Here is a 21,703-nt window from a genome sequence, read left to right on the forward strand (position 1 = left end):
TCATTCCCTGACGTGGTGACAGCGTTCGCACTGACACCCACACGCGATATCCCGACTACGATCCCATCAGCCGCGCTTCGTCCGCCAGCAGTCGCGTGCGATCCGTCCGGCTCACGACTCCGCCCGGAGACCGGTGGATCCGTACGAGCCGAGAAAACCACACCCGGATACACCGACGGAGCGTACGATTCGGCCGGAAAAACACGGAGGTAGCGTGGGTACTGGCCCCGACGGGAGACTCCCCAGTTGGCGCCCGGGTCAGACGAAACTGTCCAGTCCAGTCTGTTCTTGTCCGGACTTCACTTCCTCCCACGAGATGTCGAGCGCTTCGAGGATCCGCTCGATGGGCCCTTTGAGCGTCTTGTCGAGCATCTTCTCGAAGTCGATTTCGAACTCGGGCGGGATCTGGTCGTCGTACTCGAAACAGATCACGTCCTGATTTCGCTTGAACTCCTCGTACACGCCGTTTTCAGCGGGATCGAGACCCTCCTCGGCTTCGATTCGCTGGAAGAAGTCGTCGTGGACCCGATCCAGGTAGACGCGCTTGGGTTTGCTCCCGCGCTGGAAGTTCGTCCCAAGTAACAGGTTGGCGTACTTCGCCCCGCGAACGTGGGCCGTGTCGGTCTCGTACTCCGTGAGGCGCTTACCGATGCCGCCAGGAATCGCGATCTCTTCGAGCGAGACCTCACCGGCCAGGAAATTCTCGATAATCTCGTTGACGTAAGTTTCGGTCCCCTCGATGTCTCCGTCGCGGACGATCATCTCGATGACCTGGTGCTGGACCTCCTTGGTGATCTGGGCGATGTCAGAGCGTTGGTACTCGAAGCCGGTGATATCGATGTCGTCGACGTCCTTACCCTCCTTCCAGACGATGTGACCGGCGTAGCGCTTTTTCTTTCCTGCCTGGAAGAATCGTCGGTAGAGTTTCTCGAACTCGATCTGGAAGCGGTGGTCGTCCGCGTTCAGTTCCTCGCGCGCGAAGTCGTCGTAGCGGCCGTTGATGTAGTCCTCGATCTCGAAGGACTGTTCTATGGCCTCGTCCGGGGAGACGTCGGGGCCGAGTTCCAGCATGACTGAATCGGTGTCTCCGTACGCAACCTGGTAGTGTAGCTCCTCGGCGGCGGTTTCGGTGAATTCGATAACCTCGCGACCTGTCGCCGTAATTGCTGATGCGGCTGCCTTGTCGTAGAGGCGGAACTGTTCCCACCCTGAGACTCCGTACAGCGAATTCATAATTACCTTGACAGCTCCCTGCTGTCGGTCGTACTGTTCGTACGCGCGCGACCCTGGCTCGTGTTCGTTTCGCAGAGACTTCTTCTCCTCGCGCTCGGCGAGCAGTTCCGTTATCATCTCGCGCATGACACCATCGGGTTCCTGCATGAAGTGCGTCCCCGACGGGGCCACGTGCGTATCGCCGTCGTACTCGTCTGGATCGACCCGGGTCTCGGGCGAAGCGTTGATCGTCACCATGCACATCGGATACAGACTCTTCAAGTCGAGGACGGTCACGTTCTCGCGCACGCCCGTGATGGGGTCGAAGACGGCGCCACCCTCGTACTCGTCGCCGGCTTCCTGCTGGCCCTTCGAGGGAAGCGCCCACCGACCGTTCGCCTTGTGCAGGACGTACATGTCGACGGCGTCGCCTGGCGTCGGCGCGTCCTCTAACTTGCAGCCGACGAACGTGGCCATCTCTCGCCAGAAGGCGATCAGTTCCTGCTGGTGATCCAGTTCCACGCAGATTTCGACGTCCCGGAGGTTGTACTCCAAGAGCCGCGTGGGGTCGTTCTCCCAGAGGTCACCGATCTTGCCGGGGTATCGCTCCTTCCCGACGCCGAGTTCGCTCTCGCCGACGGCGTCCAGTCGATAGGAATCGAGTTCGGTGAAGATGCGACGCTGGTAGCCGTAGAGGAGGTCGAAGACGACGCGACCCTTGACGTCCGGCCCGCCCCAGTTACTCCGCCAGACTTCGCCCAGGCGAGAGAGGCGGTCGGGGTCGAGATCGTGGTCGTGGTGAGGCCCGTCGAGCACGTCGAGTCGATCGAGGAGGTACGGCGCGTCGAAATCGTCGAAGTTCCACCCGGTCAGCACGTCGGGATCGGTCTCGTCGACGTACCCGAGGAACGATTCGAGCATCGCTTCCTCGGTCTCGAAAGCACGGACGTCGTGGTCGATCTCGCCCTCGATCGGCTCGTACTCGTCGAGGGCGAACGGGAGTTCCCCGTCCCCGTCGTCGGCAGCCCAGATCCACAGGAGGTACTCGTCGCGGTACGAGTCGTGACTCGCGAGGCAGATGATCGGTTCCTCGCCGTCTTCCGGAAAGCCGGATCTGTCGTCTACCTCGATGTCGAACGTCTGGACCCGCGGCGTCGCGTCCGCGTCGACGGCTTCGACCTCGTCGTGAGGAACGATCACCGAACCATCGTCGGCCCGGCGCTCGGGGACGCAGATACCGCTGCGGACGTCCTTGTCGATGAGAAATCGGTTCGGAAAGAGGATGTCCGCCTCGTAGTGGTCGAACTCGTCTCTGATCTGTCCGACGTCACGGGGCGTCTGCCCGTAAATCTTCGTCAGCCGGGTGCCACGGATGCTCTCGTAGGGCTGACCGTCTTCGTCCGCCTCGTCCCAGTCGGTGATCCGGTCGTAACTGGCCAGCCGGTCGTCGTCGACCGACTCGGTCGGCGCGTAGAAATACGGCCGGAAGCCGACGACCTGGATGTGTTCGAGTTCGTCTCCGTCGGTGCGACCAAAGACGTGGACGATCGGTCGCTCGTCGTCGCCCCGACCGACGATCGTGTAGTCGACCTGCATGACGGCGACGTCGAGGTCGCCCTGACTGTCCGGTAGTGTCTCACGTCGCGGGTCGAGGACGGTCGCGTCGCTCGAGCGGCCGGCGCCTGCGACGTGGGCGGCCTCCGCGTCCGGTCGCGTCTCCTCGTCGGAAAACGCACCGAGAACCTGCTGGGCCTCGTCACTCATTGCGCCGGGTTTTGGGTCCGGACAGTATAAACCCAGGTACTCCACCACCGGCGTCGAGTACGGTATCGAATCGGGCGGAAGCGGTCGATCACGTACGAGAAAAACACATCCACTCACGTCGAATCGATCGGTCGGACCCTCGTGTACCGCCGAACCCGAGATCACCACGCCGAATCGAACCGCCCCGGACCCGCTCACGACTCCGAACGGGCATTCACGCGTCATCGACTCTACCCAAACGTCCGAACTGGACTCGTCGCCGTCCGAGAAATTCCATATTACCTGGACGGCGTCCGGACGCGGAGAACGGCAACAAGACATTTAACGTGATAACACGTATCACGTGACGAGGTGACAACAGTGTCCACCCGTGTAAACGACGACGTGACGGACGAGCGGGAATCGACGCAGGACCTCTCGACGCTACCCAGTATCGAGTTCTACGAGACAGATGATGGAATCGTCTTCTACGACACTGAGAACCCGCTCGCCTGGGTAGAGACGGACCGGACACTGTGTCTCGACGAAATCGCCTGACCAGACACCGTACCATCGTCCTGCCGGACCGACCGGCCGTGGAGACCGTTTCGGAATCAATTGAACGGCCAACACACACACACACACACACACACACACACACCGACGGGTGTCGATTCCGGTGCGCCATCGGGGACAGCGGTCCGACGCGACGATCGCGTCGGTACGGTACGGCGTTGATCGGCTGGAACGACGGCCCGCTGGCGCTAGCCAGACCGATTGCTGACCGATACCCTTTTTCGCCGGTCGCGTCGAATACCGTCTCGTGGGCCTCGACGACTTCGAACTCGAACCGGGTGCGGCAGAGCCTGACGAGTGGGACCCGGAGGACGACCTCCACGATCCCGACGCCGACGGACTGACGGTCCCGCAGGTGTCGACCGACGAGTCTGACGTCGATTCCGAACTCGTTCGGACCTTCTGGACGATCGTCCTGATCTGCAACGTGGCCATCTTGCTCGTCTCCGTCGGGCCGATGCTGTGGTACTTCCTCGACATGGCGCGCGAGGGACTCGCACTCGTCCTCGGCGGACTCGTCCTCTTTGGTCTCGCGTATCGCCGCTATCGCCGTTTCGAAGACGGAGCGAGTGCACCGACCGAAGCGGACACCGAAACCGACGGCTTCCGACCGGAGTCGACGGGCGAACGATCCACCTCACCGTCGGAGCGTGAGGAATCGTGAGGCCTGTCCGTACCGCCGACGGCAAGCGGTACCTCCTCGTCAAACGATCAGCGGATGCCAGCCTCGTCTACGACCCGTCGACCGGTGACGAGACGTACGTCGGAACCGACCGCCTCGAACCCATCGACGACGTGACCGGCCTCGAAACGGCCGCCGAGGCGATACCCGGCCCCGTTCGTCGACTGCTCGGGTCCGTCCACGACGAGCGTACGCTCGGGTTGCTGGTCGAGCTCACCGATCGCGGACCACTCGGCGTCAGAACGCTCATCGAAGAGACGAGCTACTGCGAGAGCGATCTGGCCGGGACGCTCGGCTCGCTCACCGCTGCTGGACTCATCGTCGAGGTCGAAGTCGACAGTGAACGTGGCTACGCAGCGACGGAAGAAACGAAGACGACGATTTCCACGCTTCGACGGTCGGCGACGGAGTGACGCCGACGGGCGCCACGACGGCTCCGAGCCTCGGGTGACCGACCGCCCCGCCCGACGTCTCCGCGGCTCGACTTGTGCGACCCATCCACCGACCGGGTCGCGAGAACACCCCACCACTCACAATGGTATCTACGGTGGGTTCGCACGCCTCTGTGAGATTCGCTCGCCCACTACTCGGCGAGGATTCGGGCGAGGTCGGTTTTTCGACGTTCGACGGCCGAACGATTCGTCGTCGGGTCCGTCGTGACGTGGACGAGTTCGTCGGCCGCACCGACGAGTTCTTCGTCGTGACTGACGAGCAGGATCTGTTCGACGCCCAGATCACGCATGGTCTCGACGAGGGTGACGAGTTGGCCGACGTGGCCAGCGTCCAGGAAGACCGTCGGCTCGTCGAGAATGAGCGGCGGGAGCGGGCCGGAGCCGTCGACACCCTCTGCCAGGAGACGATAGATCGCACACCGCAGGCTGAGGTTGAAGATTGCCCGCTCGCCGCCGGAGAGTTGGTCGGGATCGAGCGGGTCGCCATCCTTCTGGTAGACGGTGAGTCGGTACGAGCCGTCGAGGTCGATACCTGCGTACGTGTCGTTCTGGTAGAGAAGGTCGAACGTCTCGTTGACGAGCCGCTCTAGGGTCTCCACGTTTCGCTGTCGGAGGTCCGTTCTGAGCGTTCCGTACGTCTCCTGGAGCGTCTCGGCGTCCTCGTAGACCGATTCGACGGCAGTGAGACGATCTGCGACCGCCGCCCGCCGGGCCTCGAGCGATTCGAGTTCCTCGAGTTCGTTCTCGACGGCACCGATCGCACTCTGGACCTCGCTGCGGCGCTCTCGACGGTCCGACAGCGTCTCGTCGACCTGCTCGATGTAGGAGTCGGCCCGTTCGAGGTCGTCCCGTGCAGTCTCGAGTCGGTCTTCGTCGACCGAGTCGCGGAGTTCGTCGCGGCGATCACGTGCGGCAGACAGCTGGGTCCGTCGCTCGTCGTTCATGGTTTCCCAGTCCGCACGCCGTTCCCGAAGCGTCTCGATCTGCCGGTCACACGCCTCTATTTGTTCCGTACAGTCCTGTGCGGTCTCGAGCGCCGTCCGTTCCTCGCGTAGGTCTGCTTGTGTCCCGTTCAGGTCACCGAGTCGGTCCCGGAGATCGTCGATATCCGAGTCGAGATCGGCCGCTCGGTCGTGAGCGGTGTCGGCCTCTGACTCGGCGTCTGCGGCCTCGGCGAGCAAGTCTTCGTACTGTTCTTCCTTCTCGCCGACCGTCTCACGTTTCTCCGCGAGCAGTTGTGCAGTCGTCTCCCGGTTGTCCCGCAGGCGCTCGACACGACGCTCGGCTTCGTGGAGCGCCTCGGCCCGGTCTATCCGCTCTTCGAGGTCGGCCCGCTCCTCGCGCAGTGCGGACAGTCGATCGTCGAGGGCCGCTTTCTCCGCTCGTTTGTCCTCCAGACCGGTGACGTGAGGCGCGTCGTCGACCGGCTGCCCGCACTCGGGACACTGACCCTCGGCGAGGAGGGCCTCGGCGTCCTCGATCGCGGCGACGAGCGCCGTCCGTTCGGCGCGCACGTCCGCTACCTGCTCGTCCAGTTCGTCCGCACGGGAGCGAAGCGTTTCTACGTGGTCGGCCGCATCTCCGAAGTCCACCGGCGCGTCGTCGAATCTGGCGCGTTCGACCTCGATCTCTTCGTCGAGGTCGGCCAGCGCCGATTCGCGCTCGTCGATCGTTTGTCGCGCATCCGTAATCGACGTCTTCAGCTCTTCGGCGCGTTCGCGAGCCGCTTCGGCGTCGGATTCGAGTGTCGACGCCGTCTCCCGGTGGCGTTCGGCGGCGCTCTGTGCCTCCGAGATCGCGACGCGGACGTCCTCCAGTTCGTCACGAATCTCCGTCTCGCGATCTGCGAGGGCGTCGAGTCGGGCCGCGACAGTAGATTCGTCGTCGATCGACACGCGCTCGAGCACGGTCGACCGTCGCTCGGTCAGTTCACGTCGCGTGGATTCGAGGTCGGCGATGTCGTCCGTGGCAGCCTCGCGATCTGACGCCGTCTCGCGGATCTTCTCGCGTAGGGTCTCGATCTCCGCCGTCAGTTCGTCGATCTCCGCTCGAACCTCCTCGTGCGTTTCGAGGACGGCCTCGGCGGCGTCTCTCGTCTCGACAGCCGTCTCCCGCTGGGACTCGTAGCGATCGATCGCCTCGTCGATCTCCGCGCGTTCGGTTTCGAGTTCGTTGAGGCGATCGTGCAGGTTCTTCTCCCGCTTCGCTTCGATCTGTTCGTCGAGCGTGGTCGCCTGACCGCGCACCTCGTCGAGTACGTCTTTGACGCCGAGTCTGGCCTCGCTCGCTCGCTCTCGATAGGTTTCGAGGGCGCCGAGCTGGAGCAGGTCGTCGATCATGTCCTGGCGATCGGCTGGCGAGGCGTGGATGAGTTTGTTCACCTCACCCTGTCGGACGTACGCGCAGTTGACGAACGCCGTGGCGTCCATCCGGAGGAGGGACGCGACGAACGCTCTGACGTCGCGCGCCCCCTCTATCTGGTCGTCCGGTCCCTCGAGAACGCACTTCGTCGTCGACGTGCGCTCGTCGCGGCGTGTGACCCGGCGTTCGATCCGGTAGCGTTCACCGTCGTGCGTAAATCCGAGTTCGACAGCGGTCGACGTCGCGCCGGTCGTCACCACGTCGGACAGCGTTCGGTCGTCGAGCGCCCGCGAACCGTACAGGGCGAAGAAGATCGCCTCGAGCAGCGTCGACTTGCCGCTTCCGTTGACGCCGTGGACGACCGTGATACCGGTCGAGAGATCCAGTTCCGCGTCCTCGTAACACTTGAAGTTCTCGAGCGTGACGTCAGTCACCCTCACGCGAAATCACCGATCGAAACCTGATCGTCGTCTGCCGACCCGTTCGGCGATCCGTCGTCCGAATCGTCGCCCGACACCTCGTCGGATTCGCGTGTGGGTTCCTGCTCGGCCGGCACACCGTCGTCGGGTTCGTCAGAGGTCGATGCGTCGGCCGCTGGCCTCGTCGACGGATTACCCGTTTCCCGCTCCGACTCCGATTCGTCGGCGGTCTGCGAGGACGGCGGGCCGGTCTCATCCGGAGTCGTTACCCCATCGGTGTCGTCGGCCGGAGGGTCGGATTCCACACCGGAATCGGTCGTCGATGGCTCGTCCGAGTTCGGGTCGGCGAGTACCGGTGCGTCGGAAAATTCGAGGCCGTCAGATCCGAGGGCGTCGCGGACTCGACGGCTGACCGTCTCTCGGACGTTCGAATCTGCGATCGTGTCGTCGCGCACGACGCCGTCGATCGTGCGGGCGCCGTCGGAGACGCCGAGGTCTCGCAGTCGTTCGGTGACGGCGACGTCCGGATCGGCGAACGAAACGCGAACGTCTTCGGCGTCGTCCGGGAGGTCGCGACGGTCGTTCGCTCGCGCGACGAGCGCGCCTCGTTCGAGTGCGTACTCTTCGATCGGCGCCGGAGACACCGGTTCGCCGTCCCCGTCGATGGTGACGATAACGACCGCATCGTCGACGTCGTACTGTGAGAGCCGATCGCGGACGCGGTCGATTCCCTCGTCACCGGTCAGTTCGACGTCGACGAAGACGAACTCGCGAGCGGTCTCGATCGCCCGTCGCGTGATGGAGACGTCATCGTCGACGGAGACGAGGTTGTATCCTCGCGGCTCGCGCTCGGACGCGCTCGCACGCTCGGTCGACCCGCAGTAGGTCACCCAGGTGTCGGCAACCGTTTCCGTTCCCGGCGCGTGATTGTCACCGAGGAGGACGGCATCGAAGTCGACGGTCGACTCGCCGAGAACGGCATCGGTGTCCCACGTCGCGTGTGCGAACGGTTCGAAGAGACCGTGAGCGACGAGGATCGCCCGATCGGCCGTGTCTGGAATCGGTTCGAAGTCGTACGCGAGCTCGTCCCGGCGCGACTGCGGGACGTAATCGAGCCCGTAGAAGGCGACGTCGTCCACCACGGTCGGGTCCCGACCCAGCCGGGTCGCGAATCCGAGGTCTTCGAACAGGTCGAGCCACTGGGCGTCGCGTTTGGTCTCGTGGTTGCCGACGATCGCGAGAAACGGGATCCCGGCGTCGGCCAGTTCGCGCAGGACCCCGAGCGTCCCCTGGAGATCGGGGAGTCCAGGGCGGCGATCGTGAAAGAGGTCTCCGGCGTGGACCACGGCGTCCACGTCGTCGTCGATGGCGTCGCGGGCGACGGCCCGGAAGGCGGAGAGAAAATCCGACCGTCGCGCGGGCGAATTGTACTGCTGGTACCCGATGTGGGTGTCGCCCGTGTGAATCACCCGTGTCATCGGTGGGGATTCGGTCGGCGGCCCTAAAGCCGTTGTGCGACCGCGGTGAAAGTGATACCGTGGGGGAAAGACGTCGATTCTGGCGGAGCCGCCCGCCGGAATCGGCGTCGGAGAACGAATCACGTCGGATGACGTTCGCGCCGCCCCGTCGATCAGGAGTCGATTGCGAGCGTGTAGAGTCGCTTTCGGGCGTCGGAAAACGAGAATCGCGAGTCGATGACGTCCTCCTCTTCGAGCCTGCTGATGGCGTATCGAACGGTCCGGGCTGGAAGTAACGTCTCCTCGGCCAGTTGTTGTTGTGACATCGTATCGTTGTACTCGAGCACCTTCGCGACGAGTTTCGCACTCGGCGGTAGCTCGCGTACGTCCTCCCAGCTCCCGCCGGGTTCCGCCTCGGTCTGAACTGCCTCTGATGCACTCATCACTTCCCACTTGTGGATTCTGCGTAATAATATTTCCTGTTTCAATATATGCACCACAATCATATTCAGATCGGCGAGGACTCGCCACGGACTCGGTCGATGGACGGATCCACCACCGAAAATCCAAACGCGAGAGGGGCCACGAGACCTGACGATCGAAAGAATATTTCGACGCAACTACCCTGACCCGAAACCTCTTAAGAAGGAATACCCTACGGAGGTGTGATGACCGACACGGTGGACGACGTCGATCTTCCGTACGAAGACGAGACGTCCAAACAGGAGAAGATTCAGGCGCTCGAAGAACGCCTGGAGATTCTCGAATCCCAGAACGAGGAGATGCGAGACAAACTCCTCGACGCGAACGCGGAGAACAACAAGTATCAGCAGAAACTAGAGCGGCTGAGCCACGAGAACAAGAAGCTAAAACAGTCGCCCCTGTTCGTCGCCACGGTACAGGAGATCACGGACGACGGCGTGGTGATAAAGCAACACGGCAACAACCAGGAAGCCCTCACCGAGGTCACCGAAGAGATGCGCGAAGACCTCACACCCGACGACCGCGTCGCGGTCAACAACTCGCTCTCGATCGTCAAGTCGCTCTCGAGCGAGACCGACGTCCGCGCACGCGTGATGGAGGTTACGGAGAGTCCGGACGTCGGGTACGAGGACATCGGGGGACTCGAAGACCAGCTTCAGGAAGTTCGCGAAACCGTCGAGATGCCGCTCGACCGCCCGGAGATGTTCGACGATGTTGGAATCGATCCGCCGTCGGGCGTCCTGCTGTACGGGCCGCCCGGTACCGGGAAGACGATGCTCGCCAAGGCGGTCGCGAACAAGACCGACGCCACCTTCATCAAGATGGCCGGCTCCGAACTCGTCCACAAGTTCATCGGCGAGGGCGCGAAACTCGTTCGCGACCTCTTCGACGTCGCCCGCGAACACGAACCGGCCGTCCTCTTCATCGACGAGATCGACGCGATCGCAGCCAAGCGTACCGAGTCCAAGACGTCCGGCGACGCGGAGGTCCAGCGTACGATGATGCAACTCCTCTCCGAGATGGACGGCTTCGAGGACCGTGGCGACATCCGCATCATCGCCGCGACCAATCGCTTCGACATGCTCGACCGCGCCATCCTTCGACCCGGCCGCTTCGATCGCCTCATCGAGGTACCCAAGCCCGACGCCGAAGGTCGCGAGCTCATCTTCGAGATCCACACCAGGGACATGAGTGTCGCCGACGACGTCGACTTCGCGGAGATGGCCGAGCGCACGGAAGCGGCCTCCGGCGCCGACGTCAGAGCCGTCTGCACCGAGGCCGGCATGTTCGCCATCCGCGACGACCGCACCGAGATTCGTATGGCCGACCTGCGCGACGCCTGGGAGAAGGTCAAAGCGGAATCCGACGAGAACGCCGACGTCTCGAAGACCTTCGCGTGATCGAGTCGCTAGCCGCTCCGTGATCGAGCCGTCGTCCACACCGTGATCCGCCGCCGAGACACCGTTTCGGACCGTTTTTACCCGCCCGGTCGCTACCCCGTCGCATGACGAAGATCGTGGTCGTAGACAATCACGGCCAGTTCACGCACCTGGAGCGACGCGCACTGTCCGATCTGGGCGTCGACACCGAATTGATCGACAACGAGACGCCGCCGGACGAGGTCGCCGCGGACGGCGTCGTCCTCTCGGGCGGCCCGGACATGGATCGCATCGGACGGAGTCCGGCCTACCTCGACGGAGACGTCCCCGTCCTCGGTATCTGCCTCGGTATGCAACTGATGGCCGCAGAGCTGGGCGGCGCGGTCGGTGGCGGTGAGTACGGTGGCTACGCCGACGTCACCGTCGACATCGTCGACGACGCCGATCCCCTCCTCGGTTCGCTGGCTCCCCAGACCCGCGTCTGGGCCAGTCACGCCGACGAAGTGACCGACCTGCCGGAGGGGTTCACTCGAACGGCGACGAGTACCGTCTGCGAGATAGAGGCGATGAGCGATCCCGATCGTGGACTCTTCGGCGTCCAGTGGCACCCGGAGGTTGCACACACCGAAGCCGGCGACGTCGTCTTCGAGAACTTCGTCGAGATCTGTGAGTCGACCTGATCGACGTCACGTGAAACGAAGCGACGGGCACACGCTTGTTCGACCGCCTCCGAGGCCGCCCGTGTCCCGGCGAACCGCCTGACAGTCCACTCTAGCACCGTCAGACAATCTCCGCTAGGCAGGTATCTCGAAAAATACGAGATACGGCAGACCGAAGAGGACGATCGTCAAGATCGCGAGGATGATGCCGTACCCGACGACGGTCCCGACGCCGGTCAGCCACGCTGGGTGGTCGAATCGCTGGAGATCGAGCGCCATACCTGAGGCCTACTCGGACTGCGTGATAAACGTACCGGACGATAGAAATCCGGCGGACGCCGTGTTCGAGTGGGCCGATGCCTCGATGGGGATGTGACCGGATCACCCAACTGCTTCGTCCGGGACGGGTCCGGTTCACACCGTGGGTTCGGTTTGCAAAAAACGTCCTACTCGGAGAGCTCGTCCGCGAAGAGTGCATCGACCGCATCCTGCGCGGCGCGCGCGGCTTCGTCGGCAACCGTCTCCGGATCGGTCTCCCCCTCGGGGGCATCCAGGTAGACGTCGACGCCGAGGACCCCGTCCTCGAAGGTGACAGTGATGTCGACGTCGCGGACGGAAGACTGCTTGTAGCGATCGAAGATCACACCCTCCGCGGCGTCAGCCGCCGCGTTGACGATCGTTTCGTCGTCCGGTTCGACCGACGACGCCGCGGATTCCGCATCCGGGCTGGCCGGTTCGTCGTCGGGTTCTGCGGGCGTCATTACGCGCCGCCGGCGCCCGGGCCGCCGGGCCCGGACGGGCCGCCCATCGCACCGCCGCCGAGCAGGCCTTCGAGCTCCTCCTGGAGGGACTCGAACTGTTGCTGGACGCGGTCTTCTTGCTTCTCGAGCGTTTCGAGACGGATCTCGAGCGAGGAGACCTTCTCGTCGAGTTCGGACTCGGCCTCGTCGAAGTCCGTCTCGACGAAGAGATCGCCGATCTGGCGGTACATCGTGGTACCCTCGTCGATGTCGTCGAGTTCATCGAGTGCGGTCTGTGCCTCTTGCAGTCCGGATTCGGCTTCCTGTTTCTGGACGGCTACCGTCTGAGCCGTCTCCTGTAGGTCCTGTAGCTGCTCGATTTTCTCCTGTGCTTCCGGCGGCAAGTTACCCTGCATACTCGCCGACACGCCACCCGGACTGATAAACCCAAGCTTTGACGACGGCAGGCTGGTGCTGAACCAATCGTCCAGGTCCCTCACCGATGGCGTTCTGACCGCGTCAGCGAGCCGTCTCCGTGACCGCGAGCGCCAGTGTCCGTTCGGCGACGTCGACGAGTCTGAGCCAGGTGTTTACGGCCGCTCGCAGTGCCGTTAGATCCGCCGCTTCGACGGTGAGCACGATCGTCTCGCCGTCCCGGTCGAGACGGGTCCGAGATCGATCGTCGTCGATCTCGCCGACCTCGCGGTCGACGCTCGTAGCGACGATTCGGGCGCGCCGCTCGGATCGGTAGGTAAAACGAAGCGCCGTCTCGTGGGCGCAGTCGGTCACTCGACGGAGACTTCCTTGACGTCGCGGCTGCGCTCTTTCAGCAGCACGCGGTGACCGCAGTACGGACAGCGGACGCCTCCGTACTCGTCGAGCGTGACGTCGCGCTTACAGCGAGAGCACTTGTACGCCATGGATCACTCCTCGTCGTCGCCGTCGGTCGCGAGCGCGGCGCGGATGGAGCGCGTGACGGTCTCTCCCGCAGGGGTCTTCGGACGATACGCACCGCCGGTGAACGTCTCTCCAGTCTCTTCGTTCTTCCAGATGCCGGTTCCGACGCGGGTCACGTCGTCCCCGTCGACCGTCGCGTGGTTCATGTCCGATTCGATCTCCGCGACGCGCCGGCGGGCGACGCGGCCGTAGCGAGCGCCGAAGCGTCCGGCACTGCCGACCGTTCCTCTCGTGTTCTCGGCCATAGTAGCCGTACGTAGCCCCAGGCCCCCAATAAACCTGTTGAGTCGAACCGGATCTCACCGGCCGTCGTTGGTTCGATTCCAGACCGCCCAGCAGACGACGAGTACCGCCGCTATCGCACCCAGCAGTTCGAATCCACGTGTGATATCCGCCGCGACGACTCCCAGACGGGAGAGTCCGGAGAGAACGTAGCCGGCCGCGACGACGATCGGTATCGCGAGCAACACGATGTCCGGTCGGTCGATCACGGACGGCGACGACCACGCGATGGCGGAAAACGATAGTGCATGGCTGTGTCACCATCGTGGCGCGGTAGAATACGAATTCGTGTTCGACGGCGGTACCAGCGCCGGCGGGCCGAAATCGCCCAGCGCTGGCGTCGGACGACGTCGGCAGCTACTGCCCGTCGACGAACCCGTCGTCGACGAGTGCCTCGTTCAGATCCTCTCGAACGCGCTCGCCCGTCTCACGATCCCAGGCGGTCGTCACGACGCGGTTCTCCTGTACCGACGAGCCGTCGCGCAGGAGGAGCCTGACGTTCCCGTCGCCTCCGGCGCGTGTCACCTTCGCACGAAGGCCGGACTGCGAGCCGGTTCCGCCGGCGTCGATCGGACCGGGGATCACCTTCTTGACGTGCGGATGGCGAGTTACGGTCCCGATCGCCCGCATACCCGTTCGTCCGCCGATGAGCGTACTGTGGCTCCCGCCGAGTTTCTCCGACGGCGGCGTCTCGACCACGTCCAGCGACCGACTTCCCCCGTGGGTCCGCACGTATTCGACCGGATCGGGATCGTCGATCCGGTAGAACTGGTGGTGGAGGTGTCCGCGGACGGTCCGGATCACCTCGCGGTCGCCCGTTGCGTAGACGCCCTCGGGTCGTTTACGGCGTATCTCGTCCGCGAGCCGACCGGCGAAGTTCCGCAGTTCTGTGCGTTTGCGCTCTCCGCCTTCCGGTGTGGTCGTTACCGTCGTCGCGCCCAGGACACGCTCGTCGCGAAGAACGGTGAGTGTGGCACGGTCCCGATCGCACTCGAGGACGACGCGATCGGCGTTGGACTCACGACAGATCAGGCAGAAGTCCCCCGGTTTCTCGAGCGCGGAGCCACACTGGCGACACTCCATACGGCGTGTACCGACTGCGGCCCCAAAACGCACGCGCTTCGTCTGCCCCCGACCGACCCGTCGGTCTGACCCGCGAAGGCGATTCACCCGAGTGAAACCGGGTCGGTCTTGAGGAACTCTCGAAGCACGACCGTCGCGTACGCCCCGCTCGGCAGGGCGAACGAAAGGGTGAGCGGCGCGGACTCGATCGACAGGTCGGTCCTGACGAGGATCGCCCGGCGCGTCCCCGTCGAGCGATACGGGTCGGGGAGTGCGAAGTCGTCGGTCGAAAGCGAGAGGTCCTCCAGGACGGCGCGTTCGATCTCACCTTGCTCGCCCGCGGCCAGGTCGGTCCCGGTCCCGACGAGCGGTGCGGTGACGAACGCGCGTCCGCGATCACAGTGGCGAGCGACCGAATCGACCCGGCGGCCGGTTACTCGCTGAGTCCGATCAGGATCGGGGACGACCAGCCCCTCGGGCGCGTCCGTGTCAGTGAAACAGACCACGTCGCCCTCGACCGGCCGATCGAACGAGAGCCCGCGGTCGAGTCGTTCGCTCAGCATCTCGTTGAACGCGTAGGACTGGGCCGCGTGGACGAACAGTCGCTGGAGGTTCGAGGGAAAACGCGCTAGCGCCTCGCGGAACGTCGCCACGGTCGGCTCGCCATCCGTCTCGGAGAGGACGTGCAAGAGCGACCGCTCGTAGCGGAGGTGTCCCGGGAATCGATCGAGGGCGCCGGCCCAGTCTCGGGTTTCGACGACGTACTCTCGTGCGGACTGTGTGTCGGTCGGTTCGGCCTCGTGCGGGTTCCCGAGGTACGCCATGACTGCGCCCTCCCAGTCCCCCCGAAGGATCGCGAGGCCGACCTCGTGAGTGATCGGACGGTAACTGCCGAACCGCTGCTGGCCGAAGTAGTTGGGAACGCCGATAGACGTCGACCCTTTGCCGCCGTCGTCGGTGTCGCCGGCGGTTCGGCGGCCACCAAAGTTGGCGAGTGCGTCGCGCACGTCCGTCGCACGGTCGGGCGCCTCCGCGTCGGAGACGACGATCTCGAACTCGTTCCCGGCGAGGTCGCCGAAGGTCAGCGACCGACCGGCCCGGCCGACGACGTCTATCTCGGTGCCAGAGAGGGCGGGCAGGTCGGCCGGCTCGACGTCGCGAATCGAAAATAACTGCGTCGTGACGGCCCGCTTGTCCTTCGTCCCGGCCCAGGAGATACGTTCGCGGCTCATTCCCAGCGCGTTCGACAGTTCCGCCGCGAAGTCGTTGGTGTCCCAGTCGGTAAGTGTCGCCCGGATCACGAGGTGTGGGTACGCGTCGGTCGGCGCGTCGAGCGGTTCGGTGGAGAACTGTTCGCGCTCACGTACACGGAAATCGGCAGGTCGGTCCCGAAGGCGGCCGCCCGTCCCGTCGACGTCACTCACGTAGTGCTCGATGCCGACGGCCCGTTCGGTGGGGTGGGCGGGACGCATTGACTGTTCGCCGATTCACCCCGACGGGCTAAACCGGTTCGGATCGGATGTGCGGCCTCAGTCGGTCGCGTTCGAGACGACACCGCCGAGGAGCGCCCGAACGGCGTCCATCTCGTCTTCGATCACGCCGTGGCTCATCCCTTCGTAGATGCGCTCGTCGACGCTCGCCCCGAGCGCCGAGAACGCGTCCGCCGTTTCGTGGACGCGGTCGACCGGGATGTGCGGATCCCGGTCGCCGCAGCCGAGGAAGACGTCGGTCCCGGACACGTCCCCGTCGTAGTCGAAGGTCGTCCCCTCTGGACCGATCAGACCACCGCTCAGCCCGACGACACCACCGTACGACCGGGCGGTCCGCGCGGCGAACTCCGTCGCGAGGCACGCCCCCTGCGAGAACCCGAGCAGGACCGTCCGTTCCGGGGGAACGCCCGCGTCGGAGACGGTCGTTCGCACGCGCTCGAGTTTGTCGAGCGCCGAGGAGAGGTGCGGCTCGTTGGCGTCGATCGGCGCCATGAAGGACTGCGGGTACCAGGTTCCTCGGGCCGCCTGCGGAGCGAGGTACGTGACCGCGTCGCGATCGATCTCGTCGGCGAAGTCGAGCATCCCGCGAGCGCGGGCACCGCGTCCGTGTACGAGTATCACCGCCGCGGCTGCGTCAGCGAGAGGTGGCCCCCGTCGCTCGACGGGAGTCTCCCCGTGTGGATCCTCGGTCATAGTGGACCCACGAACTCCGGGGCCAAATCCCTTCGCGTGGCGGCGACTCCGCTAAAAGAGCGAAAGGTCGCCGGTCACACGGTCGACGGCGTCGTCCGCAGCGGGTCCGATCGCGAGTGTCGTGACGGTTCCCGGCTCCAGTTGTGTGTGCCCCGCGTCGCGAACGATGGCGTTCGGCAGCCCTTCGCTGTCGGCGATCGCTGCCAGTTCGTGCAGTTCTCGTTCGCTCCCGGCCTTCAGGACGACCTTCTTCTGGCCGCCCGACCGCCACTCGCGTCGCCGGCCGTCGTCGGCCTTCTCGTAGGCCGACAGCGACGCGTGGGCGACCTGCGCGGCCAGCTTACCGGTGCCCATCCCGATGTCCGTGCGGGCGACGATGGCCTGCTTCATGTCCGGGGATCGTCGCACGAGACCATAGGTACGGCGATCCGCACCCGTCCGGGCGTTCGGGGTGCCAGATCGAGGTCAGGTGGCCCATCTGTCGCGACCGCGAGCTGTCGATCCGTATCATTTTAACCCAGCCGCGTCAGTCTCAGACCATGATCCTCTCGGATGCGGACATCCTCGACCGACTCGAGACGGGCGAGCTCGTCATCGAGCCGCTCGACGACCTCGACCTCCAGATTCAACCGGCGAGCGTCGACCTCCGCCTCGGGGACGAGTTCCTCGAGTTTCGCCGCACCAACATCCCCTGCATACACCCCAATTCCGAGGGGGAAGTCGACGAGTACGTGACGGAGACGGTGGTCGACGAGGGGGACGACTTCATCCTTCACCCCGGTGACTTCGTCCTCGGGACCACCCACGAACGCGTCGAGATCCCCGCGGACCTGATCGCCCACGTCGAGGGGCGATCCTCGCTCGGTCGACTGGCCGTCGTGGTCCACGCGACGGCCGGCCTCTGTGACCCCGGATACAGAGGGCAGATAACGCTCGAGCTCTCCAACCTGGGGAGTGCACCCGTCGCGCTCACGCCGGGGATGCGCGTCTCGCAGTTGACGTTCACCGAACTGTCCTCGCCCGCAGAACGGCCCTACGGTGCGGAGCGGGGTTCGAAGTACCAGGACCAGTCAGGGCCGCAGGCGTCGAAGATCGGCGGCGATCACGAGTTCGGCGGCGATCAACGCCCCGTGGAGTGAACGACGGACCAGGGATTGGTCGATGGACCATGGACTGATCGACGCCAGGTAGAGTGATCGACAGACCGGGAACAGATCGACGGACCGTTGACTGATCGACGGGTCAGTGGACGGACGGCGAACGACTGAACACCGACGTTCGACCATCGAAACCCGAACGAGCGACAGTCGGGGCCTAGACGGGCCCGACCGACAACCCCAGAGTTATCTCCCAGCCCGTCCTACGAGAACGTATCAGATGAAGTTCGTCGAGGAGCTCGTCGTCGAGGAATTCTTACCGACGGTCAGGTCGATGCTCGCCGCGGAGCTACGCGATCGAGGACTCACCCAGCGCGACGTCGCGTCCGTCCTCGGGATCAGCCAGAGTGCGGTCTCGAAGTACGCCCACGGAGAGGTGACGGTCACCGACGAGATCGCTGGTGACGACCGCGTCCGCGAGCACGTCGACGAACTCGCGTCGGGACTTGCGGACGGCTCGATCACGTCCGTCCAGGCGCTCGTCGATCTCGAGGTCCTGATACGCGAACTCGAAGCCGGTGGTGACGTCCTCGCACGCCTGCACGAGGCCGAGGAACCGGCCCTCGCCGACCACCCGTCGTTTCGCGTCCACGACCCGAGCAGTGAGCTCCGGACGGCCGAGCGCGTTCGCTCGTCGCTCAGGCGGGGCCTGCGTATCATCGAGAACACGAGCGGATTCGCATCGCTCATCCCGGCGGTCGGATCGAACCTGGTGGCGTGTACGCCCGACGCGACGACCATCGACGACGTCGCCGGCGTCCCCGGCCGAATCGTCGACGTAAAAGGTCGCGCGACGATCCCGGCGGACCCGGCGTTCGGCGTCTCCGAACACGTCGCCTCGATACTGCTGGCCGCCAGAGCCAGCGGGAGCGACGCGGGCGCCGCACTGAACGTCCGATACGATCCCGACCTGCTCGCCGCGATGGAAGACGAAGGCCGCGAGAGCGTCGAATTCGACGAGAGTGGTGACCTCGTCGCGAACGTCGGAGACGCGGTCTCGCGAGCACCCGGAGCGACCGTCCTCTACCAGACCGGCGGCGAGGGGATCGAGCCGATCACGTACGTCCTGGGTCCCGACGCGGAATCGGTGGCCGGCGACGTTCGCAAACTGGTCTCGACGGGGCCGTAACCGGTCGATACCGACCGACCCGGACTGGACCTTGAAGGGGACAGACGACGTAGTGAGACTCGAATGGATCCTCGCGATGGAAGCGATCGAACGGTGACGAGCGCCACCGACGGGTCGTCTGACGGACCGACGGATCCGAGGAGGCAGCCGGCACGCACCCAACCGAGTGCCACGCAATCGTTCTACGGGCGCTGGGCCCGGCCGTACGATCTGATCGCGACGTGGACGCCCGGGATTCGAGCCGTGCGCAGATCGGTCGCCGCGGCAGCCCTCCTGGAATCCGGCGACACCGTCGTCGAGTTCGGCTGTGGGACCGGCGCCAACCTCACCCACCTGCGGGATCGGGTCGGGCCGGAGGGAACGGTCGTCGGTGTCGACCTGACGCGTGGCGTCCTCCGGACGGCACGACGGAAGACGGCCGAGTTCGACAACGTCCACCTGATCCACGGTGACGCGATGCGGCCGCCGTTCGATCCGGCACCGATCGAGGTGGACGCCGTCGTCGCGACGTTCCTCGTCGGCATGCTTCCCGACGCGGCGAGTGCAGTTTCGACGTGGTGTGACCTCGTCGGGCCGGGCGGTCGGGTCGTCCTGGCGAACGCGACGCCGACGGACCACTGGAGCGGTCGGCTCCTCAACCACGCGTTTCGACTGTTCGTTGTCGCGTCGACGCCGCCGCCGACGAAAGTCCGCTACGAGACGGACCTCACGGCGCGCCTCGAAGACAGCGTGGCGGCCGCTCACGGGCGATTGCACGACCGATCCAGAGCGGTGATCGACTCCAGGCAGGCACTGGGGTTCGTGCGGCTCACCGGCGGTATCGTCGGGGACGACGGACGTCGACCCCGCCCGACGGGTCGGGACGCAATCGATGGTGACGAGCGCCACGCCGCCGAGCGGACGGGACGACCGGGTTCGAATAAGGGCGTTTAAGTCGCCACCTGGGTAATCGACTGGTATGCAGGACCGAACGTACACGGCAGACGCCGAGCCCGGCGAGTCGGCGACGGTCGCCGGCTGGGTACACGAGATTCGGGACCTCGGCGGAATCGCTTTCGTCATCCTCCGGGACGTCTCGGGGAAGATTCAGGTCAAGTTCGAGAAGGACGAGATGGACGACGACCTCGTCGAGACCGGCCTCGGGGTCGCACGCGAGAGTGTCATCTCCGTCACGGGGGACGTCGAAGAGGAGCCGCGCGCTCCCACGGGCGTCGAAGTGACACCCGAGTCGGTCGAGGTCATCTCCGAGGCCGATCCGGAGCTCCCGCTCGATCCGTCCGGAAAGGTCGACGCCGAGCTCTCGACGCGACTCGACAACCGAACGCTGGATCTCCGGAAACCCGAGGTGCAGGCGGTCTTCACCATCCGCGCGGAGATCCTCCGGGCGGTGCGAGAGCGCTTCCGCGACCTGCGCGCCACCGAGATCACGACGCCGAAGATCGTCGCGACCGGTACCGAGGGCGGCACCGAACTGTTCCCGATCACGTACTTCGGTGAGGAAGCCTTCATGAACCAGTCGCCCCAGCTGTTCAAACAGCTGATCGCGGGCTCGAACGTCGAGCGCGTCTTCGAGATCGGCCCGATCTTCCGCGCCGAAGAGCACAACACGCCGCGACACCTGAACGAGGCGACCTCGATCGACTTCGAGGGCGCCTTCTGCGACCAGTCCGACGCGATGGACGTCGCCGAAGAAGTCGTCGTCGCCGCCTACGAAGCCGTCGCCGAGAACTGCGCCGACGAGCTCGAGACGCTCGGTCTCGCCGAGGACTTTCAGGTGCCCGACGACGGCTTCCCACGCCTGTCCTACGAGGAAGCCATCGAGCGCATCAACGCGACGGGCGATCTCGACGAACAGCTCGTCTGGGGCGACGACCTCCCCACCGAGGGCGAGAAGGCCCTCGGCGACGACGTCGGCGGCCACTACTTCATCACCGACTGGCCCAGCGAGATCAAGCCGTTCTACATCATGGACCACGACGAGGACGAACAGCTCTCGACCGGCTTCGACCTCATGCACCCGCGCATGGAACTCGTCTCCGGTGGCCAGCGTGAACACCGCCACGACGAGCTCGTCGCCGGCTTCGAACAGCAGGGACTCGACCCCGACCAGTTCGAGTATTACACCAAGATGTTCAAGTACGGCATGCCGCCTCACGCCGGCTTCGGCCTCGGCGGCGAGCGCCTCATCATGACGCTGCTCGGTCTCGACAACATTCGCGAAGCTGTTCTCTTCCCGCGAGATCGCCAGCGTTTGTCGCCCTAGGCGACAAACCTGGGAGCTAGCGAGACGACGCGCGAAAGCGTGTCTCGCGAGATCGTCAACGTCTGAGCCCCTAAGGGCGAAGACGGTGAGAGCCAGCAAGTTACGAACGAAGTGAGTATCTTGCGGGACCGGCAACGCCTGTCGCCGTAGGCGAGGGTGCGACCGAAAGGAGCACCCTCGGGAGTACGAGCGGGAGCGTAGCGACACGCGGGTAGGCGACGGCGTAACCGTCGAGTGGGAGCTCGCGGGATCTTTGATCCCGCGTTGTTCCCGCGGGATCGCCAGCGTTTGTCGCCCTAAGCGACAAACCTGGGAGCCGGCAAGGTGCGAACGAAGTGAGCATCTTGCGGGATCACCAGAGACTGAGTCCGTAGGACGCGAGGTCGCATTGCGACCTCGATATGCGAACGGTGAGGGACGAGCCGTGAGCACGAAAGTCTCTGGGAGCCAGCGAGGCGCGACCAGGGAGCGTCTCGTGGGATCGTCACCGTCTGAGGCCGTGAGGCG

The 21,703-nt window shown here is 64.9% G+C and carries 24 protein-coding genes; 9 read left to right on the forward strand and 15 right to left on the reverse strand.

The window, feature by feature from the left end; all coding sequences use genetic code 11:
• Window positions 1-258: 258 nt before the first annotated feature.
• Entirely contained in the window at window positions 259-2,976 is a 2,718-nt protein-coding gene (locus tag NO366_RS15985) for a DNA-directed DNA polymerase (RefSeq protein WP_256531781.1), read from the reverse strand.
• A gap of 351 nt (window positions 2,977-3,327) precedes the next feature.
• Between NO366_RS15985 and NO366_RS15990 the strand changes: the two genes are divergently transcribed.
• The 3 genes from NO366_RS15990 to NO366_RS16000 all read left to right on the forward strand — a co-directional run bounded on the left by NO366_RS15990 (window position 3,328) and on the right by NO366_RS16000 (window position 4,626).
• Complete coding sequence (locus NO366_RS15990) at window positions 3,328-3,513, forward strand: DUF7331 family protein (RefSeq protein ID WP_256531782.1); 186 nt, start codon at window positions 3,328-3,330, stop codon at window positions 3,511-3,513.
• Between the two features lie 265 nt (window positions 3,514-3,778).
• The gene (locus tag NO366_RS15995; RefSeq protein WP_256531783.1) at window positions 3,779-4,195 is read left to right on the forward strand and encodes a DUF7322 domain-containing protein; all 417 of its coding nucleotides are present in this window, start codon (window positions 3,779-3,781) and stop codon (window positions 4,193-4,195) included.
• On the forward strand, window positions 4,192-4,626 hold the full coding sequence (locus tag NO366_RS16000; protein WP_256531784.1) for a DUF7346 family protein: 435 nt from the start codon (window positions 4,192-4,194) through the stop codon (window positions 4,624-4,626). Before NO366_RS15995 ends, NO366_RS16000 begins: the two co-directional genes overlap by 4 nt.
• 170 nt (window positions 4,627-4,796) lie before the next feature.
• Here NO366_RS16000 and rad50 read toward each other — a convergent pair whose 3' ends face one another.
• The 3 genes from rad50 to NO366_RS16015 all read right to left on the reverse strand — a co-directional run bounded on the left by rad50 (window position 4,797) and on the right by NO366_RS16015 (window position 9,345).
• The gene (rad50, locus tag NO366_RS16005; protein WP_256531785.1) at window positions 4,797-7,466 is read right to left on the reverse strand and encodes a DNA double-strand break repair ATPase Rad50; all 2,670 of its coding nucleotides are present in this window, start codon (window positions 7,464-7,466) and stop codon (window positions 4,797-4,799) included.
• The gene (gene mre11 / locus NO366_RS16010; RefSeq protein ID WP_256531786.1) at window positions 7,463-8,923 is read right to left on the reverse strand and encodes a DNA double-strand break repair protein Mre11; all 1,461 of its coding nucleotides are present in this window, start codon (window positions 8,921-8,923) and stop codon (window positions 7,463-7,465) included. The genes rad50 and mre11 overlap by 4 nt, the downstream gene beginning before the upstream one ends.
• Before the next feature lie 152 nt (window positions 8,924-9,075).
• Entirely contained in the window at window positions 9,076-9,345 is a 270-nt protein-coding gene (locus tag NO366_RS16015) for a winged helix-turn-helix domain-containing protein (RefSeq protein WP_256531787.1), read from the reverse strand.
• Window positions 9,346-9,570: 225 nt separating this feature from the next.
• Here NO366_RS16015 and pan1 point away from each other — a divergent pair, with 225 nt between their 5' ends.
• Window positions 9,571-10,785, forward strand: a complete 1,215-nt coding sequence (pan1, locus tag NO366_RS16020; RefSeq protein WP_256531788.1) for a proteasome-activating nucleotidase Pan1 — start codon at window positions 9,571-9,573, stop codon at window positions 10,783-10,785.
• A 104-nt stretch (window positions 10,786-10,889) separates the two neighbouring features.
• Window positions 10,890-11,444: a GMP synthase subunit A gene (locus tag NO366_RS16025; RefSeq protein WP_256531789.1), complete on the forward strand. Its 555-nt coding sequence runs from the start codon at window positions 10,890-10,892 to the stop codon at window positions 11,442-11,444.
• A 114-nt stretch (window positions 11,445-11,558) separates the two neighbouring features.
• On the opposite strand, the gene NO366_RS16030 is transcribed toward NO366_RS16025, so the two are convergent.
• The 11 genes from NO366_RS16030 to pth2 all read right to left on the reverse strand — a co-directional run bounded on the left by NO366_RS16030 (window position 11,559) and on the right by pth2 (window position 17,037).
• A complete protein-coding gene (locus tag NO366_RS16030; RefSeq protein WP_256531790.1) occupies window positions 11,559-11,702 on the reverse strand; it encodes a hypothetical protein in 144 nt (47 codons plus the stop codon).
• 167 nt (window positions 11,703-11,869) lie between these two features.
• Window positions 11,870-12,184, reverse strand: coding sequence for a DUF3194 domain-containing protein (locus tag NO366_RS16035; protein WP_256531791.1), 315 nt, complete (start codon window positions 12,182-12,184; stop codon window positions 11,870-11,872).
• The gene (locus NO366_RS16040; RefSeq protein ID WP_256531792.1) at window positions 12,184-12,579 is read right to left on the reverse strand and encodes a prefoldin subunit beta; all 396 of its coding nucleotides are present in this window, start codon (window positions 12,577-12,579) and stop codon (window positions 12,184-12,186) included. Before NO366_RS16040 ends, NO366_RS16035 begins: the two co-directional genes overlap by 1 nt.
• Before the next feature lie 103 nt (window positions 12,580-12,682).
• Window positions 12,683-12,952: a KEOPS complex subunit Pcc1 gene (locus NO366_RS16045; RefSeq protein WP_256531793.1), complete on the reverse strand. Its 270-nt coding sequence runs from the start codon at window positions 12,950-12,952 to the stop codon at window positions 12,683-12,685.
• Window positions 12,949-13,083 (reverse strand): DNA-directed RNA polymerase subunit P, encoded by a 135-nt coding sequence (locus NO366_RS16050; protein WP_007697490.1) that lies wholly within the window; start codon window positions 13,081-13,083, stop codon window positions 12,949-12,951. The genes NO366_RS16045 and NO366_RS16050 overlap by 4 nt, the downstream gene beginning before the upstream one ends.
• 3 nt (window positions 13,084-13,086) lie before the next feature.
• Window positions 13,087-13,365, reverse strand: coding sequence for an eL43 family ribosomal protein (locus tag NO366_RS16055; RefSeq protein ID WP_256531794.1), 279 nt, complete (start codon window positions 13,363-13,365; stop codon window positions 13,087-13,089).
• Window positions 13,366-13,419: 54 nt separating this feature from the next.
• Complete coding sequence (locus NO366_RS16060) at window positions 13,420-13,611, reverse strand: hypothetical protein (RefSeq protein ID WP_256531795.1); 192 nt, start codon at window positions 13,609-13,611, stop codon at window positions 13,420-13,422.
• A 148-nt stretch (window positions 13,612-13,759) separates the two neighbouring features.
• Complete coding sequence (locus NO366_RS16065) at window positions 13,760-14,485, reverse strand: DUF2103 domain-containing protein (protein WP_256531796.1); 726 nt, start codon at window positions 14,483-14,485, stop codon at window positions 13,760-13,762.
• 83 nt (window positions 14,486-14,568) lie between these two features.
• On the reverse strand, window positions 14,569-15,936 hold the full coding sequence (gene truD / locus NO366_RS16070) for a tRNA pseudouridine(13) synthase TruD (protein ID WP_256531797.1): 1,368 nt from the start codon (window positions 15,934-15,936) through the stop codon (window positions 14,569-14,571).
• A gap of 57 nt (window positions 15,937-15,993) precedes the next feature.
• A complete protein-coding gene (locus tag NO366_RS16075) occupies window positions 15,994-16,647 on the reverse strand; it encodes an alpha/beta hydrolase (protein WP_256531798.1) in 654 nt (217 codons plus the stop codon).
• Between the two features lie 51 nt (window positions 16,648-16,698).
• Window positions 16,699-17,037 carry a peptidyl-tRNA hydrolase Pth2 gene (gene pth2, locus NO366_RS16080; protein WP_256531799.1) on the reverse strand — a complete coding sequence of 113 codons (339 nt, stop codon included), beginning with the start codon at window positions 17,035-17,037 and terminating at the stop codon, window positions 16,699-16,701.
• A gap of 149 nt (window positions 17,038-17,186) precedes the next feature.
• On the opposite strand from pth2, the gene dcd reads away from it, so the two are divergent.
• From dcd to aspS, 4 genes are all read left to right on the forward strand, one after another.
• Window positions 17,187-17,786, forward strand: coding sequence for a dCTP deaminase (dcd, locus tag NO366_RS16085; protein WP_256531800.1), 600 nt, complete (start codon window positions 17,187-17,189; stop codon window positions 17,784-17,786).
• A 238-nt stretch (window positions 17,787-18,024) separates the two neighbouring features.
• Window positions 18,025-18,933: a thiamine-phosphate synthase family protein gene (locus NO366_RS16090; protein WP_256531801.1), complete on the forward strand. Its 909-nt coding sequence runs from the start codon at window positions 18,025-18,027 to the stop codon at window positions 18,931-18,933.
• A 63-nt stretch (window positions 18,934-18,996) separates the two neighbouring features.
• Window positions 18,997-19,866 (forward strand): class I SAM-dependent methyltransferase, encoded by an 870-nt coding sequence (locus NO366_RS16095; RefSeq protein ID WP_256531802.1) that lies wholly within the window; start codon window positions 18,997-18,999, stop codon window positions 19,864-19,866.
• 25 nt (window positions 19,867-19,891) lie between these two features.
• Complete coding sequence (gene aspS, locus NO366_RS16100) at window positions 19,892-21,196, forward strand: aspartate--tRNA(Asn) ligase (RefSeq protein WP_256531803.1); 1,305 nt, start codon at window positions 19,892-19,894, stop codon at window positions 21,194-21,196.
• Window positions 21,197-21,703 lie beyond the last annotated feature (507 nt).

The organism is Halovivax cerinus, assembly GCF_024498195.1.
Taxonomy (GTDB): domain Archaea; phylum Halobacteriota; class Halobacteria; order Halobacteriales; family Natrialbaceae; genus Halovivax; species Halovivax cerinus.